The sequence below is a fragment of the Streptomyces sp. NPDC021019 genome (assembly GCF_044333295.1).
Lineage (GTDB): Bacteria > Actinomycetota > Actinomycetes > Streptomycetales > Streptomycetaceae > Streptomyces.
Window position 1 is genome coordinate 25,969 of the sequence record NZ_JBIRQR010000009.1, and the last position, 16,239, is coordinate 42,207.

Annotated in this window: 13 protein-coding genes; 2 read left to right on the forward strand and 11 right to left on the reverse strand. The window is 71.9% G+C overall.

The window, feature by feature from the left end; translation table 11 throughout:
* Positions 1-64 precede the first annotated feature (64 nt).
* From pstB to mshD, 11 genes are all read right to left on the reverse strand, one after another.
* Positions 65-841: a phosphate ABC transporter ATP-binding protein PstB gene (gene pstB, locus ACH4RG_RS32785; protein ID WP_397924876.1), complete on the reverse strand. Its 777-nt coding sequence runs from the start codon at positions 839-841 to the stop codon at positions 65-67.
* A gap of 39 nt (positions 842-880) precedes the next feature.
* On the reverse strand, positions 881-1,963 hold the full coding sequence (pstA, locus tag ACH4RG_RS32790) for a phosphate ABC transporter permease PstA (protein WP_397924878.1): 1,083 nt from the start codon (positions 1,961-1,963) through the stop codon (positions 881-883).
* On the reverse strand, positions 1,960-2,952 hold the full coding sequence (gene pstC, locus ACH4RG_RS32795; protein ID WP_397924880.1) for a phosphate ABC transporter permease subunit PstC: 993 nt from the start codon (positions 2,950-2,952) through the stop codon (positions 1,960-1,962). Before pstC ends, pstA begins: the two co-directional genes overlap by 4 nt.
* 199 nt (positions 2,953-3,151) lie before the next feature.
* On the reverse strand, positions 3,152-4,288 hold the full coding sequence (gene pstS, locus ACH4RG_RS32800) for a phosphate ABC transporter substrate-binding protein PstS (protein WP_397924882.1): 1,137 nt from the start codon (positions 4,286-4,288) through the stop codon (positions 3,152-3,154).
* Positions 4,289-4,590: 302 nt separating this feature from the next.
* Positions 4,591-5,040: an NUDIX hydrolase gene (locus tag ACH4RG_RS32805; RefSeq protein WP_397924884.1), complete on the reverse strand. Its 450-nt coding sequence runs from the start codon at positions 5,038-5,040 to the stop codon at positions 4,591-4,593.
* Entirely contained in the window at positions 5,037-6,233 is a 1,197-nt protein-coding gene (locus ACH4RG_RS32810) for a CHAD domain-containing protein (RefSeq protein WP_397924886.1), read from the reverse strand. The genes ACH4RG_RS32805 and ACH4RG_RS32810 overlap by 4 nt, the downstream gene beginning before the upstream one ends.
* Positions 6,220-8,469 carry an RNA degradosome polyphosphate kinase gene (locus ACH4RG_RS32815; protein ID WP_397924888.1) on the reverse strand — a complete coding sequence of 750 codons (2,250 nt, stop codon included), beginning with the start codon at positions 8,467-8,469 and terminating at the stop codon, positions 6,220-6,222. The genes ACH4RG_RS32810 and ACH4RG_RS32815 overlap by 14 nt, the downstream gene beginning before the upstream one ends.
* A 392-nt stretch (positions 8,470-8,861) precedes the next feature.
* Entirely contained in the window at positions 8,862-9,872 is a 1,011-nt protein-coding gene (locus ACH4RG_RS32820; protein ID WP_397924890.1) for an ABC transporter permease, read from the reverse strand.
* On the reverse strand, positions 9,869-10,786 hold the full coding sequence (locus ACH4RG_RS32825) for an ABC transporter ATP-binding protein (RefSeq protein WP_398540658.1): 918 nt from the start codon (positions 10,784-10,786) through the stop codon (positions 9,869-9,871). The genes ACH4RG_RS32820 and ACH4RG_RS32825 overlap by 4 nt, the downstream gene beginning before the upstream one ends.
* Entirely contained in the window at positions 10,783-11,220 is a 438-nt protein-coding gene (locus ACH4RG_RS32830; RefSeq protein WP_397924893.1) for a GntR family transcriptional regulator, read from the reverse strand. The genes ACH4RG_RS32825 and ACH4RG_RS32830 overlap by 4 nt, the downstream gene beginning before the upstream one ends.
* 96 nt (positions 11,221-11,316) lie before the next feature.
* Positions 11,317-12,240 carry a mycothiol synthase gene (gene mshD, locus ACH4RG_RS32835; protein ID WP_397924895.1) on the reverse strand — a complete coding sequence of 308 codons (924 nt, stop codon included), beginning with the start codon at positions 12,238-12,240 and terminating at the stop codon, positions 11,317-11,319.
* Between the two features lie 279 nt (positions 12,241-12,519).
* Between mshD and ACH4RG_RS32840 the strand changes: the two genes are divergently transcribed.
* Together ACH4RG_RS32840 and ACH4RG_RS32845 are read left to right on the forward strand one after the other, a co-directional pair.
* On the forward strand, positions 12,520-14,325 hold the full coding sequence (locus tag ACH4RG_RS32840) for a bifunctional metallophosphatase/5'-nucleotidase (RefSeq protein ID WP_397924897.1): 1,806 nt from the start codon (positions 12,520-12,522) through the stop codon (positions 14,323-14,325).
* A gap of 168 nt (positions 14,326-14,493) precedes the next feature.
* Entirely contained in the window at positions 14,494-16,173 is a 1,680-nt protein-coding gene (locus ACH4RG_RS32845) for an ATP-binding cassette domain-containing protein (RefSeq protein WP_397931143.1), read from the forward strand.
* Positions 16,174-16,239: the final 66 nt, after the last annotated feature.

Below are 16,239 nucleotides of genomic sequence, written 5' to 3' on the forward strand. Positions count from 1 at the left end.
CTGTGGGGCGGGACGGAGGGGCGTGGCCGGCCGGGATGGCCGGGACGGGCCGTCCCGGGGTGGCTCAGCCGAAGCGGCCGGAGATGTAGTCCTCCGTGGCCTGGACCGACGGGTTGGAGAAGATCCGCTCCGTCTCGTCGATCTCGATGAGACGGCCGGGCTTGCCGACCGCCGCGAGGTTGAAGAACGCGGTGCGGTCCGAGACGCGGGCCGCCTGCTGCATGTTGTGCGTCACGATGACGATCGTGAAGCGCTCCTTCAGCTCGCCGATCAGGTCCTCGATGGCGAGCGTCGAGATCGGGTCCAGCGCCGAGCACGGCTCGTCCATCAGCAGGACCTGCGGCTCGACCGCGATGGCGCGGGCGATGCACAGGCGCTGCTGCTGGCCGCCGGAGAGTCCGGAGCCGGGCTTGTTGAGGCGGTCCTTGACCTCGTTCCAGAGGTTCGCGCCGCGCAGGGACCTCTCCACGACGTCGTTGAGCTCGCTCTTGCGGTAGCTGCCGTTCAGCCGCAGTCCCGCCGCCACGTTGTCGAAGATCGACATGGTGGGGAAGGGGTTGGGGCGCTGGAAGACCATGCCGACCGTGCGGCGCACGGTGACCGGGTCGACGGCGGCGTCGTAGAGGTTCTCGTCGTCCAGCAGCACCTTGCCCTCGACGCGGCCGCCGGGGGTGACCTCGTGCATCCGGTTCAGGGTGCGGAGAAAGGTGGACTTGCCGCAGCCGGACGGGCCGATGAAGGCGGTCACGGAGCGGGGCTCCACGGTCATCGAGATGTCCTCGATGGCCTTGTGGCTGCCGTAGAAGGCGTTGAGGCCGCTGATGTCGATGCGCTTGGCCATGGAAATCACTGCTTCTTTCGGGGGGTCGCTGTGGCCGCGTCAGCGACCGGTCTTCGGGGCCTTCCAGCGGGCGATGCCGCGGGCCACCAGATTCAGGATCATGACGAAGGCGATCAGCACCAGGGCGGCGGCCCAGGCACGGTCGTAGGACGCGGCCTCGCCGACCTTGTACTGCTCGTAGATGTAGAACGGCAGCGAGGACTGGGCGCCCTCGAAGGGGTTCGTGTTGATCAGCTGGCTGCCGAAGACCAGCAGGATGATCGGCGCGGTCTCACCGGCGATACGGGCGATGGCGAGCATGACGCCCGTGGTGATGCCGCCGATCGCGGTGGGCAGGACCACCTTCAGGATGGTGCGCCACTTCGGGATGCCGAGGGCGAGGGAGGCCTCGCGCAGCTCGTTCGGGACGAGTTTGAGCATCTCCTCGGTGGAGCGGACCACGACGGGGATCATCAGGATCGTCAGGGCCAGCGCGCCCATCAGGCCGGAGGGCTCCAGGTTGGCGATCAGCATGATCGACAGGATGAAGAGACCGGCCACGATGGACGGGATGCCCGTCATCACGTCGACGAAGAACGTGACGGCCTTGGCCAGCGCGCCCTTGCCGTACTCGACGAGGTACACGGCGGTCAGCAGGCCGAGCGGGGCGGAGATCACCGTGGCGATCCCGACCTGCTGCAGGGTGCCGATCAGCGCGTGGTAGACGCCGCCGCTGGCCTCGGAGCCGAGCACGCCGGCCATCGAGTGGGTGAGGAAGTAGCCGTCCAGGCGCTCCGCGCCGCGGACGGCCGTCGTCCACAGCAGCGAGGCCAGCGGGACCACGGCGACCAGGAAGCAGACCCACATCACGCTGGTGGCGAGGCGGTCCTTGGCCTGGCGCTGGTTCTCGACGATCGTCGTGGTGACGTAGGAGACGGCCAGGAAGAGCAGGGCCGAGATCATGCCCCACTGGATGCGGCTCTCCCAGCCGGCGGCCAGCGAGACGCCGACGCCGAGCGCGACCGAGACGACGGCGAAGCCGAGCGGCGCGAGGCGGGGCAGGGAGCGGCTGCCGAGGCTGCCCTGGGGACCGGGTGATGCGGGCTTCGGGCGCTCGATGACGCCGGTGGGTGCGTGGCTCATGCGTTGGCCCCCGAGTACTCCTTGCGGCGGGCGATGATGAGCCGGGCCGCGCCGTTGACCAGCAGGGTGAGGACGAAGAGGACGAGGCCGGAGGCGATCAGGGCGTCCCGCCCGAACGCGTCCGCCTCGCCGAACTTCGCCGCGATGTTCTGGGCGAACGTCCCGCCGCCCGGGTTGAGCACGTGCAGCGAGATGAGGAAGCTCGGGGAGAGGACCGTGGCGACGGCCATCGTCTCGCCGAGCGCGCGGCCGAGGCCGAGCATTGAGGCGGAGATGATGCCGGAGCGGCCGAAGGGCAGCACCGAGAGGCGGATGACCTCCCAGCGGGTGGCGCCGAGCGCGAGCGCGGCCTCCTCGTTCATCTTCGGGACCTGGAGGAAGACCTCGCGGCTCACGCTCGTCACGATCGGCAGAATCATGATCGCGAGCAGGATGCCGACGGTGAAGAGCGAGCGGGCGACGCCGACCTCGGTCTTCTCGAAGATGTACGTCCAGCCGAAGAACTGGTCGAGCCAGAGGTTCAGGCCCTCCAGGTACGGCACCAGGACGAGGGCGCCCCAGATGCCGTAGACGATGCTCGGCACGGCGGCCAGCAGGTCGACCACGTACGCGATGGGGGCGGCCAGCTTGCGCGGCGCGTAGTGCGAGATGAACAGGGCGATGCCGACAGCGATCGGAACCGCGATGACCATCGCGATGATCGAGCTGACGACGGTGCCGAAGAGCAGGACCGCGATGCCGAAGACCGGCGGGTCGCCGGCCGGGTTCCAGTCGAAGGTGGTGAGGAAGTTGCCCTCGTTCTCCGAGATGGCGATGACGGAGCGGTAGGTGAGGAACACGGCGATCGACGCCATGATCACGAGCAGCAGGATGCCCGAGCCGCGGGAGAGGCCCAGGAAGATCTTGTCGCCCATGCGCCCGGTGGACCGGGGGCTGGGCCGCGTGACCGGCGGCGCCGGTGGCATGTCTATCGGTGTGGTGGAAGCCATGGTCTTTCCGGTCTGTGTGGGGGAGCGGTGTGCTCCCCTGGCGGCGGTGCACCGGATGGAGAGTGGGGCGGGAGGCGGGCCGGTCCGGAGGGGTGCGCCGGGCCGGCCTGCCGGTGACGTGTCGCGTCCGTGGCGCGGGGCGCCGGTGACGGTTACGCCGGTGGGCGGCCGGGCCGGGTGGGCCCGGCCGCCCCGGGTGTTACGAGAGGGAGCCGATGGTCTCGCGGACCTTGGCGTTGATCTCGGCCGGGATCGGGGCGTAGCCGGCGTCGGTCAGGATCTTCTGGCCGTCGTCGGAGGCGGCGTAGGAGAGGAAGGACTTGACGGTGTCGAGCGTCTCGGGCTTGTTGCCGCTGTCGCAGACGACCTCGTACGTCACCAGGACCAGCGGGTAGGCGCCCTCGGCCTTGGTGGTGTAGTCGAGGTCGAGCGCCAGGTCCTTGCCGGTGCCCTTGACCTTGGCGGCGGCGATGGCCTTGGAGGCGTTCTCCGAGGTGGCCTTCACCGGGGCGGCGCCACCGGTGTTGATGTCCACGGTCGGGATGGACTGGGACTTGGCGTAGGAGAGCTCGAAGTAGCCGATCGCACCGTCGACCTGCTTGACCTGGGCGGCGACGCCGGAGGAGCCGGACGCGGCCTGGCCACCGGGGGCCGGCCACTTCTTCTCGGCCTCGTACTTCCACTCGTTCGGGGCCGCGGCGCCGAGGTACTTGCCGAGGTTCTGCGTGGTGCCGGAGTCCTCGGAGCGGTGGAAGGCCTGGATCGCCTTGTCCGGCAGCTCGACGCCGTCGTTCAGCTTGGCGATCGCCGGGTCGTTCCACTTCTTGATCTTGCTGTCGAAGATCTTGGCGAGGGTCGGGGCGTCCAGCGTGAGGCTGTCGACGCCCTCCAGCTTGAAGCCGATCGCGACCGGGCCGCCGACCATCGGCAGGTTGATGCCCTGGCCGGTCTTGCACATCTTCTTGGAGTCGGCGACCTCCTCGGGCTTCAGCGCCGAGTCGGAGCCGGCGAAGCCGACGGTGCCCTGGTTGAAGGCGACGATGCCCTCGCCGGAGGAGGAGGAGTTGTAGTTGATCTCCACGCCGGAACAGGCGGCCATGTAGTTCTTGACCCAGAGGTCCATGGCGTTCTTCTGGGCGCTGGAGCCGGAGGCGCGCAGCTGGCCCTTGGCCTTGCCGCAGTCGACGTTCGACGCGGCGGTCGTCTTCTCGCCCGCGCCGGCCGTACCGCCACCGGTGTTGTCGTCCGAACCGCACGCCGTGAGGACCAGGGCGCCGGAGACGGCGAGGGCACCGAGCGCGGTGGCACGAAGCCGGTTCTTGCGCTGAAGCTTCACTTTCGGGTGTTCCTTCCAGGAGCCGCCGTGGTCATTTCGTTCTACGACGGCGTGCGATGAGGAGCGGTGCTGTGGCTTGCCGCCGCGCACCGTGTACGTCCGAAATTAGGCAGAACAGGTGAAGCCGCCGACGGGGGAGAGTGAACGGCAGGTGAACCGTGTCGGGCAGGTGGGTGCGGCCGGTCCGGGACGGTTGGCCGGGGCGCGGTTCGGAACGCGGATCCGGGCCGGTTCGGAACGCGGATCGGGGCGGGTCGCAGCGCAGGTCGGAGCGCAGGTCAGGGTGCGGTTCAGGGCGCGGGTCAGGGCGCGGCGAGGGTGTCCAGCAGGGCGGTCAGCTGCCGGACGTCGCGGGGCTGGGTGAGCCGGATCCGGGCGGCGTCGGGGGCCAGCCACAGGATGCGGTCCACCTCGTCGTTGGCGGTGAAGGAGCCCCCGGTCGCCTCGGCCGCCCAGTAGGCGACCTCCTTGGGCCGGCCGTCCACCGGGTAGCGGGAGGTCGGCAGCCGATCTCCGGGGGCGCAGTGGTGGCCGGTCTCCTCCAGCACTTCCCGTACGGCGGCGGCCAGCGGGTCCTCGCCGCGCTTCAGCTTGCCCTTGGGGAAGGACCAGTCGTCGTAACGGGGCCGGTGGACCAGGCAGACCTCGACCCCGCCCCCGTCCGGGGCGCGGCGCCACAGCACGCAGCCCGCGGCCCGGACGGTGCCGGTGCGGTTCTTCTCGGGCCCGGTGGCCCCCGGGCCCCCGCTCATGGGGTGCTCAGGGCCGCGGCGTACGGCCAGGTCTCCCGGAAGACGGCACGTGCCGCCTCCACCTCGTGGCGCTGGTCCGCGTGGAGCACGCCCAGCGCGTACGCCGTGGCCGGGGCGATCCGGGGGGTGCGGGCCGCCGCGGCCGCCGCCCCGGCCGCCTCCACGGCGTCCCGGTGCAGGTCGAGGGCGCGGCCCGCGCCGGTCAGGGCCGGGTCGGTGGCGCCGAGGACGACCTCGTGGGCGTACCGGTGCAGCCGCAGCAGCAGGCGGGTCTGGTGCCACGCCGCGTCCTGCGCCTCGTTGTACGGCTCCGAGTCGTCGGGCGGAAGGGCGGCCACGGCGGTGAGGAGGCGTTGCTCGGCGTGTTCGGCGGGCTCCAGGAGGGCCTCGGCGGTCCGGCCCGCGGGGCCCGGGGCCAGGGGCACGTCGGAGGCCAGGAGCGCCACGGCGTCGGCGACCGCGTGGAAGCGGGAGGAGCCGAGTGCCTGGAGGGCCGCGGAGTGGGACCGGGTCCGGGCGAGGGTGAGGCGGCGTTCCAGCAGCGCCCCCGCCCGTGCGGCCCCGACCCCGAGGGCGGCGCGGCCCTGGGCGTCGGAGGCGGCGCCGTCCCCGGCGGCCCGGACGCCCCGGGCGGCGGGGAGAACGGGGCCGGAGAGCTGGTGCAGGGCCGCGACGAGCCGGGTGAGGCGGCCCGCGTAGGCGTGTTCGCGGGCGAGGACGCCGGAGAGCCAGGTCAGTTCGGCGCGGAGCTGGTCGGCCCAGAGCGGGTCGAGCGCGGCCCGGAAGGTGTGCAGGCAGCCGCTGATCCGGCGGGCCGAGCGGCGCAGGGCGCGGGTGGCGGCCGCGGCGTCGTGGCCGCCGGACTCCGCGGGAGCGCTGTGCTCGTGGTGCAGGCGCAGGCTCCGCAGGAAGTCGGCGGCCTGCCCCCGGAGGTAGGGCGCGAGGACCGCCTCCGTGGTCAGGTCCCCGGCGGGTCGGGAGCCGGTGGGGCGGGAGCCGCCGGGGTCCGGGGGGCGAACCGCCGCCGTGGTGTCGGTGAGGCGCTGTAGTCCCGGTCCTGGGGTGTCGGTGAGGGGCTGTGCCCCCGGTGCTCCCGGTCCCGCGGTGGTGTGGGCGGGCGGCGCGTCCGGTGGGGTGCCGGGGGCCGCGTCCGGCGTCGGCCGGGTCGTCGTCTGCTGGTCAGGGCGTCGCACGCCTGCGCCTCCGGGCGTCGATGAGCATTTCCTGGACGTGCCGCAGCGGCTGGCCGTCCGCATCCGTGGCGTGCCGGGTCCAGTTCCCGTCGGGGCCCAGGTGCCAGGAGGCGGTGGTGTCGGCCATACCGGTCTCCAGGAGTCGGCTGAGTGCGGCGCGGTGGGCGGGGTCGGTGACCCGGACCAGGGCTTCGATCCGGCGGTCGAGGTTGCGGTGCATCATGTCGGCGCTGCCGAACCACACCTCGGGCTCGCCGCCGTTGCCGAAGGAGAAGACCCGGGAGTGTTCGAGGAAGCGGCCGAGTATGGAGCGGACCCGGATGTTCTCGGAGAGCCCGGCGACGCCGGGGCGGATCGCGCAGATCCCGCGCACCCAGATGTCGACGGGGACGCCCGCCTGGGCGGCCCGGTAGCAGGCGTCGATGATCGCTTCGTCGACCATCGAGTTGACCTTGATCCGCACGTAGGCGGGGCGGCCCGCGCGGTGGTGGGCGATCTCCTTGTTGATCCGGGCGATCAGCCCGTCGCGCAGGGACTTCGGGGCGACCAGGAGGCGGCGGTAGGTCTCGCGGCGGGAGTAGCCGGAGAGCCGGTTGAACAGGTCGGAGAGGTCCGCCCCGACCTGCGGGTCGGCCGTGAGCAGGCCGAGGTCCTCGTACAGCCGGGCCGTCTTGGGGTGGTAGTTGCCGGTGCCGACGTGGGAGTAGCGGCGCAGCGTGTCGCCCTCCTGGCGGACGACGAGGGAGAGCTTGCAGTGGGTCTTCAGCCCGACGAGGCCGTACACGACGTGGCAGCCGGACTCCTCCAGCTTGCGGGCCCACTTGATGTTGGCCTGCTCGTCGAAGCGGGCCTTGATCTCGACGAGGACGAGGACCTGCTTGCCGGACTCGGCGGCGTCGATGAGGGCGTCCACTATCGGGGAGTCGCCGGAGGTGCGGTACAGCGTCTGCTTGATGGCCAGCACGTCCGGGTCGCCCGCCGCCTGCTCCAGGAACGCCTGGACGGAGGTGGAGAACGAGTCGTACGGGTGGTGGAGCAGCACGTCGCGTTCGCGCAGGGCGGCGAAGATGTCGGGAGCGGAGGCGGACTCCACCTCGGCCAGGTCCCGGTGGGTGCCCGCGATGAACTTGGGGAACTTCAGCTCCGGCCGGTCCAGCGAGGCGATGGCGAACAGCCCGGTCAGGTCGAGCGGTCCGGGCAGCGGGTAGACCTCCGCGTCGGACACCTTCAGCTCGCGGACCAGCAGGTCCAGGACGTACGGGTCGATGGACTCCTCGACCTCCAGGCGCACCGGCGGGCCGAACCGGCGGCGCATGAGCTCCTTCTCCAGGGCCTGGAGGAGGTTCTCCGTGTCGTCCTCCTCGACCTCCAGGTCCTCGTTCCTGGTGACCCGGAACATGTGGTGCGCCAGCACCTCCATGCCCGGGAACAGCTCCTCCAGGTGCGCCGCGATGACGTCCTCGATGGGGACGTACCGCTGGGGCGAGGCCTCCAGGAAGCGGGTCAGCAGCGGCGGGACCTTGACCCGGGCGAAGTGGCGGTGGCCGCTGACCGGGTTGCGGACGACGACGGCGAGGTTGAGGGAGAGCCCGGAGATGTACGGGAAGGGGTGCGCGGGGTCGACGGCCAGCGGGGTCAGGACCGGGAAGACGCGCTGCCGGAAGAAGGTGAACAGGCGGGCCTGCTCCTTCTCGGTCAGGTCCGGCCAGCGGATCAGCTGGATGCCCTCGTCGGACAGGTCCGGGGCGATGTCCTGCTGGTAGCAGGCGGCGTGCCGGGCCATGAGTTCGCGCGAGCGGGTCCAGATGAGGTCCAGGACCTCGCGGGGCTGGAGGCCGGAGGCGGAGCGGGTGGCGACGCCGGTGGCGATGCGGCGCTTGAGGCCGGCCACCCGGACCATGAAGAACTCGTCCAGGTTCGACGCGAAGATGGCGAGGAAGTTGGCCCGCTCCAGGATGGGCGTGTTCGGGTCCTCGGCCAGCTCCAGGACCCGTTCGTTGAACGCGAGCCAGCTGCGTTCGCGATCCAGGAAGCGGCCCTGGGGCAGCTCGTCGCCGTCCCGGTCGGGCTCGTAGGCGTCCGCGTCGGCGTCCAGATCGGGATCCAGATCGGCGGCGGTGGAGAAGCCGACCCCGTTGGACGCGGGGGTGGCGTGCGGCCGGTGCGCGGCGAGTGAGCCGACGGACGGCTGGGCGGCGGGCTGGACCGGGACCTCGGAGCTGGGCTGCTGGCTCATGGACCTATTGTTCCGCGCTGAGCGCTCCTCAGGCGCGTCGGAGCCCGGAAAGATCGCGGAAGGCCCGGGAAACCCCGGGTCACGGCCGGGGGAGCCCTGAGTGGCGTTTCCCCGGGCTCTCCCGTTGCGGCGGGGGGCGGGCACAGCTGGCTGCATCCCGTGAGGGTCGCAAGGACGTCTGAATGGCCGGTAACGGCGACATGACGTCCAGGAAGCGGTGTGCCTGCGGGTGGGCCTCGCCGTCACTGTACGTGTTCGGCGCGCCGGGTTGCCGAGCGGGGCGGGCGCGCGTGTTCGGCACGCTGGGCTCCTCAGGGTCGGCCGTACGCGTCCGCCGTCCGGGCCCACCCCTCGTGGGGCCCGGACGGCGGTCCTGCGGAGGGCGGGGGCGGTCAGCCGTGCAGGCGGCGCAGGACCCGGAAGGCGGCGAACACGGCGAGGGCGGCGAGGGCGAGCAGGATGCCGGTCTCGACGAGCTGGAGGGGCCAGTAGTGGGAGGCGGGGTGCACCTCGGCGAACGGGGTCACCCCGCCCCGGTCGCGCATACAGGCTTCGTAGCCGTCCACCGAGCCGGCGTGGTAGCAGTCCCGCCAGTACACCTTGCTGCCCGACGCGGTCAGCTTGCCGCCTTCCAGGTGCCAGTCGCTGTCACGCAGCAGCCCGGGTCCCTCGCCCTGACGGAGGACGGCGGGCCACAGCAGGTACCGCCGCGTGCCGAGGCCGATGCCCACCGCCGCGAGCACGAGCGCGCTCAGGGCCATGGACAGCAGGGTGCGGCGGACGAGCACCGCGCACAACGCCCCGACCGCCACGGACAGCAGCGCGTAGCCGAGGATCGCGGGCCCGGTGCCGGGGAACACGCCGTTGGCGTACCACCTGAGCCCCGGGGTGTCCGGGCCCGCCCGCAGGGCCCACAGCCCCCAGCGGAGGACGACGATCAGGACCGTCAGACCGGTGACCGTCAGCGCGGCGGGCACGGCCAGCCGGGCGGCCAGCCAGTGGGCGGGGGAGACCGATTGTGCCCAGGCCAGCCGGAACGTGCCGCTCTCCAGTTCGCGGGCGATCAGCGGGCCCGCCACGAAGACGCCGATGAGCGCGGCCAGGAGGACCAGCACCGTGCCGCCGTTGACCAGGAAGGCTTCGGTGGACGTGTGGGCGTAGCTGGGGACGTAGATGTCGTCGCCGCACGCGGTGATGTCGCCGTCGGCGCACAGCACCTTCGAGGAGGCCATCCAGACGCGGAGCGCGATGACGAAGCCGATGCCGAGGACCAGCAGGGCGGCTCCCGCCCAGAGGGCCTTGCGGTGCACCCGCAGCACCACCCGCACAGGCCCCCGCAGGGTGGCGCGGGCGGGCGCGGGGGCGGTGGCCGTGTCGGGCTTCGGGGGCGTGAGCGTGCTCATGCTGCGGCCACCTCCGCATCGGCCGCGCCCGCGATGACGTTCGCGCTCGGCGTCAGCAGCGGCGAGGCGTCCGGGGAGCGGAGGTGGGCGAGCAGCAGCTCCTCCAGGGACGGTTCCGTGACGGCCCAGGCGGCGGTGTCCACGGGGCCCTCCTTCCTGACGAGCGCGGTGAGCTGACGTCCCGTCGTGCGGGATTCGACGACGGTGTGCGGGGAGAGGTCCTGCGTCCGGCCGGTGAGGAGGGCGTGGGCGGAGACGATGTCCTCGGCCTCGCCGCCGAGCCGGACGCGCCCGCCGTCGACGAACAGGAGGTAGTCGCAGGCGCCCTCCAGCTCGGTGAGGATATGCGAGGACATCACGATGCTGGTGCCGTGCTCGGCGGTCTCCGCCATCAGGACGCCCATCAGCTCGTGCCGGGCGAGCGGGTCGAGGTCGGCCATCGGCTCGTCCAGCAGCATCAGTTCGGGCCGCTTGCCGAGTGCGAGGGCCAGCGCGAGCCGGGTCCGCTGCCCGCCGGAGAGGGTGCGGACGCGGGCCTTGCGCGGCAGCGGTCCGGCGATCCGGTCGGCGGTGGCGCGGTCCCAGGTCCCCGGGTTCAGCTCGGCCCCGGCCCACAGGGTGTCGGCGACGGTGAGCTGCGGGTACAGGGGCTTGTCCTGGGAGACGAAGGCCATGCGGTCGCGAACGTCGCCGGGGGTGGGGGAGCCGAGGACGGTGAGGGACCCGGCGCTGGGGCGGTCCAGTCCGGCCGCCAGGTTCAGCAGGGTCGACTTGCCCGCGCCGTTGGGCCCGACGAGGGCGCAGACGCGGCCGGCGGGCAGCCGGAACGAGCAGTCGTGCAGGGCGCGGTGGCGGCCGCCCCCGCGCCCATAGGTCCTTCCGAGGCCGTGTGCCTCGATCGCGACGCCGGTCATCGTTCCTCGTCCCCCTTGTACGTGGTGTCCAGTACGGCGGTGAAGAGCGCGCCGACGTCGTCCTTCTCCAGGCCGGCCGCCCGGGCCCGGCGGGCCCAGTCGGCGAGTTCGGTGCGCAGCGGTGCGTCGGCGGCGGTCGTGTCGGCCGCGCTGCCCAGCGTGCCCAGCGTTCCGAGCGTCCTGCGGACGAAGGTGCCGAGCCCGCGGCGGGCCTCGACGAGGCCTTCGCGCTCCAGCTCGCGGTAGGCCTTGAGGACCGTGTTCGGGTTGATCGCGGTGGCTTCCACGACCTCGCGGGCGGTCGGCAGCCGATCGCCCGGTTCGAGCACGCCCAGGCGCAGGGCCTGCTTCGTCTGCTGGACGATCTGGAGGTAGGTGGCGACGCCGCTGCGCCGGTCGATGCGGAACTCGACCGCTGCGGATTCGGCTGTCATGCGCTGCACCACCCTTTCACTAATTGAGTAGTGAAAGGGTGGTGCAAAGAAGGGGCGGCGTCAAGTGACGCCGCCCCTCGCCCGTCTGCCGGGGTGTCAGGACTCCGTGCGGTACATCAGGTCCACCTCGTGCGTCGTGAAGCCGATGCGCTCGTACACCGTCACGGCCGCCGTGTTGTCCGCGTCCACGTAGAGCATCGCGGTGGGCAGCGCCTCGGCGGCCAGGTGGCGCAGCCCGATCGAGGTCAGCGCCTTGCCGAGGCCGCCGCCCTGGGCCTCGGGCAGGACGCCGACCACGTAGACCTCGCCGAGCTGCTCCTCGGCGTGGACCTTCGTCCAGTGGAAGCCGACGAGCTCCCCGTCCCGCTCGGCCAGGAAGAAGCCCTTCGGGTCGAACCAGGGCTCCGCCTTGCGGTCGTCCAGATCCTGCTGCGTCAGGGACCCCTGCTCGGGGTGGTGGGCGAACGCGGCCCGGTTCACGGCGAGCCAGGCGGCGTCGTCACGGCCCGGCTCGAAGGTCCGTACGGTGATGCCCTCGGGCAGGACGGGCTCCGCGAGGTCGAGCGGGACCAGGCTCCGTCGGAGCTGGCGCAGTTCGCGGAAGAGGGAGAGGCCGAGGACCTGGGCCAGGTGGCGGGCGGCGGAGCTGCCGCCGTGCGCCCAGACCCGCAGCCGCTTGCCGGTCGCGGCGAGGAGGGCCGCGCCCAGCGCCCGGCCGTGCCCGCTGCCGCGCCGGTCGGGGTGGACGACCAGCTCGGCGGCCGGGGCCTCGACGGGGTCGGTGTCCTCCAGCTGGGCGTACCCGGCGAGCGTCCCGTCGACGGTGAGGAGGAAGTGCCGTACGCCGTCGCGGTGGCCGCCCCGGATCCGTAGCCTGCCCTGCTCGGAGACCGCCTGTCGGCCGTCCGAGCGGGCGGCCTCGGCGAGCAGGGCGAGGACGGCGTCGGCCTGCGCGGAGTCGAGTGCGTCGAGGGTGTGGACCTCGCGTCCGGGAGCGGGGAGGGGTGCGTCAGTCGTCATGCCTCCGAGCGTACGGCGACGGACGCGCCCGGCGGGGGCGCGGCGGGGTGGCGGTGCTGCGGACCGTGGGGGAGCCGGCGCGGTGTGCGGCCTCGGATGAGGGGCGTTCCTGACGAGCCATTTGGCCGGATGGCAACCAGTCCGTAACCCCGCACACCTGTTGCGCTACGCGCGTTGACTCTAGGCTGCGGCACGCAGGATCCCAGACGTGACACCAGCGAACGACTGACGCAACTGCACCAATGACACAACTGACACAACCGACACACAAGGGGACCGATGTCAGCGACTCCGCAGAAGAACCGTGCGGCACGGCGGGTGCTCGCCGCCACGGCCGGTCTGGCCACCTTGGGCGCGCTCGTCGCCGCGATGCCGGCCGGCGCCCAGGACCGGGGCCACGGGCACGGCCACCAGCCCCGTACCGTCGACGTGCAGTTGCTGTCGTTCAACGATCTGCACGGCAACCTGGAGCCGCCGGCCGGTTCGGCGGGCAACGTCTCCGAGACGCAGCCCGACGGCACGGTGAAGGCGATCCCGGCCGGTGGCGTCGAGTACCTGGCGACCTCGCTGCGCACCGCGCGCAAGGGCAACCCGTACTCCGTCACGGCAGCCGGCGGCGACATGGTCGGCGCGAGCCCGCTGCTGTCGGGCCTCTTCCACGACGAGCCGACGATCGAGGCGCTGAACGGCCTCGACCTGGACGTCACGGCGGTCGGCAACCACGAGTTCGACGAGGGCGCGGCCGAGCTGGCCCGCCTCCAGAACGGCGGCTGCCACCCGGTCGAGGGCTGCTACGAGAAGGGCAAGGAGTTCGAGGGGGCGGACTTCCCCTACCTCGCGGCCAACGTGACCAAGGAGAAGACCGGCAAGCCGCTGCTGAAGCCGTACACCGTCTGGAAGAAGAACGGCGTCAGGATCGGCTTCATCGGTGTGACGCTGGAGGGCACCCCGGACATCGTCACCGCGAACGGCGTCAAGGGCCTCAAGTTCCACGACGAGGTCGAGACGATCAACAAGTACGCCCGCGAGCTGGACCGCAAGGGCGTCAAGTCCATCGTCGCGCTGATCCACGAGGGCGGGGCCCCGGCCTCCACCTCGTACAACTACGACTGTGACAGCCCCGGCGCGGGCGACGGCATCTCCGGCCCGATCGTCGACATCGCGAAGGGCATCACGCCGAAGGTGGACGCCCTGGTCACGGGCCACACCCACCAGGCGTACGTGTGCACCGTCCCGGACCCGTCGGGCAAGCCGCGCATGGTCACCTCGGCCTCGTCGTTCGGCAAGGTGTACACGGACACCACGCTCACCTACGACCGCCGCACGAAGGACATCGTCCGTACGTCGGTGAAGTCCGCGAACCACGTCGTCACCCGCGACCAGGCCAGGGCCACCGACATGACGCGCCTGATCGACCGCTGGAACAAGCTCGCCGCCCCGATCGCGAGCAAGCCGCAGGGCTGGATCAGCGCCGACATCAACGGCCGCGGCTCCACGGCCCCCGAGAAGCCGCTCGGCAACGTCATCGCCGACGCCCAGCTCGAAGGCCTCGCCCCGGCCGACAAGGGCGGCGCGGAAGTCGCGTTCATGAACCCGGGCGGCATCCGCGCGGACCTGGTGCACAAGGCGTCGGGCGGTGAGGGCGACGGGGTCGTCACCTACGGCGAGGCGTTCACCGTGCAGCCGTTCACCAACATGATGAACGTCGTCGACCTGACCGGCGCCCAGCTGGTCACCGCGCTCCAGCAGCAGGTCAGCGGCTCCAACGCGGCCAGCCCGAAGATCCTCCAGATCTCCGAGGGCCTCACCTACACCCTCGACCTGACGAAGAGCGGCGCGGACCGCGTGGTCGCCGGCACCATCAAGCTGAACGGTGCCGCGATCGACCCGGCGCGCACCTACCGCGTCGCGATGAACGAGTTCCTCGCGGGCGGCGGCGACGGCTTCGCGGCCCTCGGCCAGGGCACGAACAAGCTGGTCGGCGCCTCCGACCTGGACCTGTTCAACGCCTACCTGGCGGCCCACTCCACGGCCACCGCCCCGCTGGCCCCGCCGGCGACGGACCGGATCACGGTCATTCAGTAGCGCGTCCGTGGACGAAGGGGCGGTGGGCCTGCGGGCCCACCGCCCCTTTTCGCGTCCTGTCGACCATGCGGCGGGAAGAGCGTCGGGGATTTCGTGCCGCCCTCCGGTCGCGACGGCGGCACGAAATTGCAGAGTCTCATTTATCACGCCCGTGATAATGTCGCGGCTGTGGGCTATATCGATGTCAACTCTGTTTCCTACGGGCTGCCGGACGGCAGGGTATTGCTGGACGAGATCACGTTCCGGGTCGGGGCGGGGGCCAAGGCCGCGTTGATCGGGGCCAACGGGTCCGGCAAGACCACGTTGCTGCGGATCATCGCCGGGGACCTCGCGGCGCACAGTGGTGCGGTGAGCCGGGGCGGAAGCCTGGGCGTCATGCGGCAGTTCATCGCCCGTGACGGCGACCGGGTGCGCGACCTGCTGCTGTCGGTGGCGGATCCCCGGATCCGCCGGGCCGCCGCCGCCGTGGACGCGGCGGAAGCGGCCCTGGAGTCGAGCGGGGACACCAAGGCGCAGCTGGCCTACGCGGCCGCGCTGGCCGACTGGGGCGATGCCGGCGGCTACGAGGCCGAAGTGCTGTGGGACGTATGCGCCACCGAGGCCCTCGGCGTCCCCTTCGACCGGTGCGGGCGGCGCGCGGTGGACTCGCTGTCGGGCGGCGAGCAGAAGCGGCTCGTCCTGGAAGCGCTGCTGCGCGGCCCCTACCAGGTGCTGATGCTCGACGAGCCCGACAACTACCTGGACGTTCCCGGAAAGCGCTGGCTGGAGGACCGTCTCCTGGAGACCCCGAAGACCGTCCTGTACGTCAGTCACGACCGCGAGCTGCTGGCGCGCACGGCGCAGAGCATCGTCACGGTCGAGCTCGGCGCGGCGGGGAACACCGCCTGGGTCCACCCGGGCGGTTTCGACAGCTACCACCGGGCGCGGACCGACCGGTTCGAGCGGTTCGACGAGCTGCGCAACCGCTGGGACGAGGAACGCGCCAAGCTGAAGGCGCTCGTGCAGATGTACCGGCAGAAGGCCTCCTACAACTCGGACATGGCCTCGCGTCACCGTTCCGCGCAGACTCGTCTCGACCGGTTCGAGAGCGCGGGTCCGCCGCCCGCGCGTCCGCGCGAGCAACATCTGGCGATGCGGCTGCGCGGAGGGCGTACGGGAAAGCGGGCCGTGATCTGTGCCGGCCTGGAACTGACCGGGCTGATGAAGCCGTTCGACCTGGAGGTCCGGTTCGGTGACCGGGTCGCCGTGCTCGGTTCCAACGGTTCGGGCAAGTCGCACTTCCTGCGCCTGCTCGCCGCCGGCGGCAGCGCCCCCGAGGCCGAGCACGAGCCGGTGGGCGACCTGCCGGTCGAGCCCGTGTCGCACCAAGGCGTGGCGCGGCTGGGCGCACGGGTGCGTCCCGGCTGGTTCGCGCAGGTCCACGGGCGGCCCGATCTCGCCGGCCGCACGCTCGTGTCCATCCTGCACCGCGGGGACGAGCGGCGGGAGGGGCTGCCGCGCGAGGAGGCATCACGGGTACTGGCGCGTTACGAACTGGCGGGTGCGGCGGAGCAGGCGTTCGACTCGCTGTCCGGCGGGCAGCAGGCCCGCTTCCAGATCCTCCTGCTCGAACTCGGCGGTACGACGCTGCTCCTGCTGGACGAACCCACCGACAACCTCGACCTCGTCTCCGCCGAGGCGTTGCAGCACGGGCTCCGCGGCTTCGAGGGCACGGTGCTAGCGGTGACGCACGACCGGTGGTTCGCCCGGGACTTCGGCCGGTTCCTGGTCTTCGGCTCCGACGGCACCGTCCGCGAGTCGCCCGATCCGGTGTGGGACGAGAAGCGCGTCGTGCGGCGACGCGGCTGAGCGCTGGCCTCCGCCCGCCCCCAAGCGGGAGCGTGGCGAGGCCGCTCGGTGTTGTCACGGCCGTGA

Bases quoted from the DNA above. Each gene is read 5' to 3' on its own strand.
- ACH4RG_RS32825 (WP_398540658.1), bottom strand. From the start codon at position 10,786: ATGACCGGCGTCGCGATCGAGGCACACGGCCTCGGAAGGACCTATGGG.
- ACH4RG_RS32840 (WP_397924897.1), top strand. From the start codon at position 12,520: ATGTCAGCGACTCCGCAGAAGAACCGTGCGGCACGGCGGGTGCTCGCC.
- pstA (WP_397924878.1), bottom strand. From the start codon at position 1,963: ATGAGCCACGCACCCACCGGCGTCATCGAGCGCCCGAAGCCCGCATCA.
- mshD (WP_397924895.1), bottom strand. From the start codon at position 12,240: ATGACGACTGACGCACCCCTCCCCGCTCCCGGACGCGAGGTCCACACC.
- ACH4RG_RS32805 (WP_397924884.1), bottom strand. From the start codon at position 5,040: ATGAGCGGGGGCCCGGGGGCCACCGGGCCCGAGAAGAACCGCACCGGC.
- pstC (WP_397924880.1), bottom strand. From the start codon at position 2,952: ATGGCTTCCACCACACCGATAGACATGCCACCGGCGCCGCCGGTCACG.
- ACH4RG_RS32830 (WP_397924893.1), bottom strand. From the start codon at position 11,220: ATGACAGCCGAATCCGCAGCGGTCGAGTTCCGCATCGACCGGCGCAGC.
- ACH4RG_RS32820 (WP_397924890.1), bottom strand. From the start codon at position 9,872: ATGAGCACGCTCACGCCCCCGAAGCCCGACACGGCCACCGCCCCCGCG.
- ACH4RG_RS32815 (WP_397924888.1), bottom strand. From the start codon at position 8,469: ATGAGCCAGCAGCCCAGCTCCGAGGTCCCGGTCCAGCCCGCCGCCCAG.
- pstB (WP_397924876.1), bottom strand. From the start codon at position 841: ATGGCCAAGCGCATCGACATCAGCGGCCTCAACGCCTTCTACGGCAGC.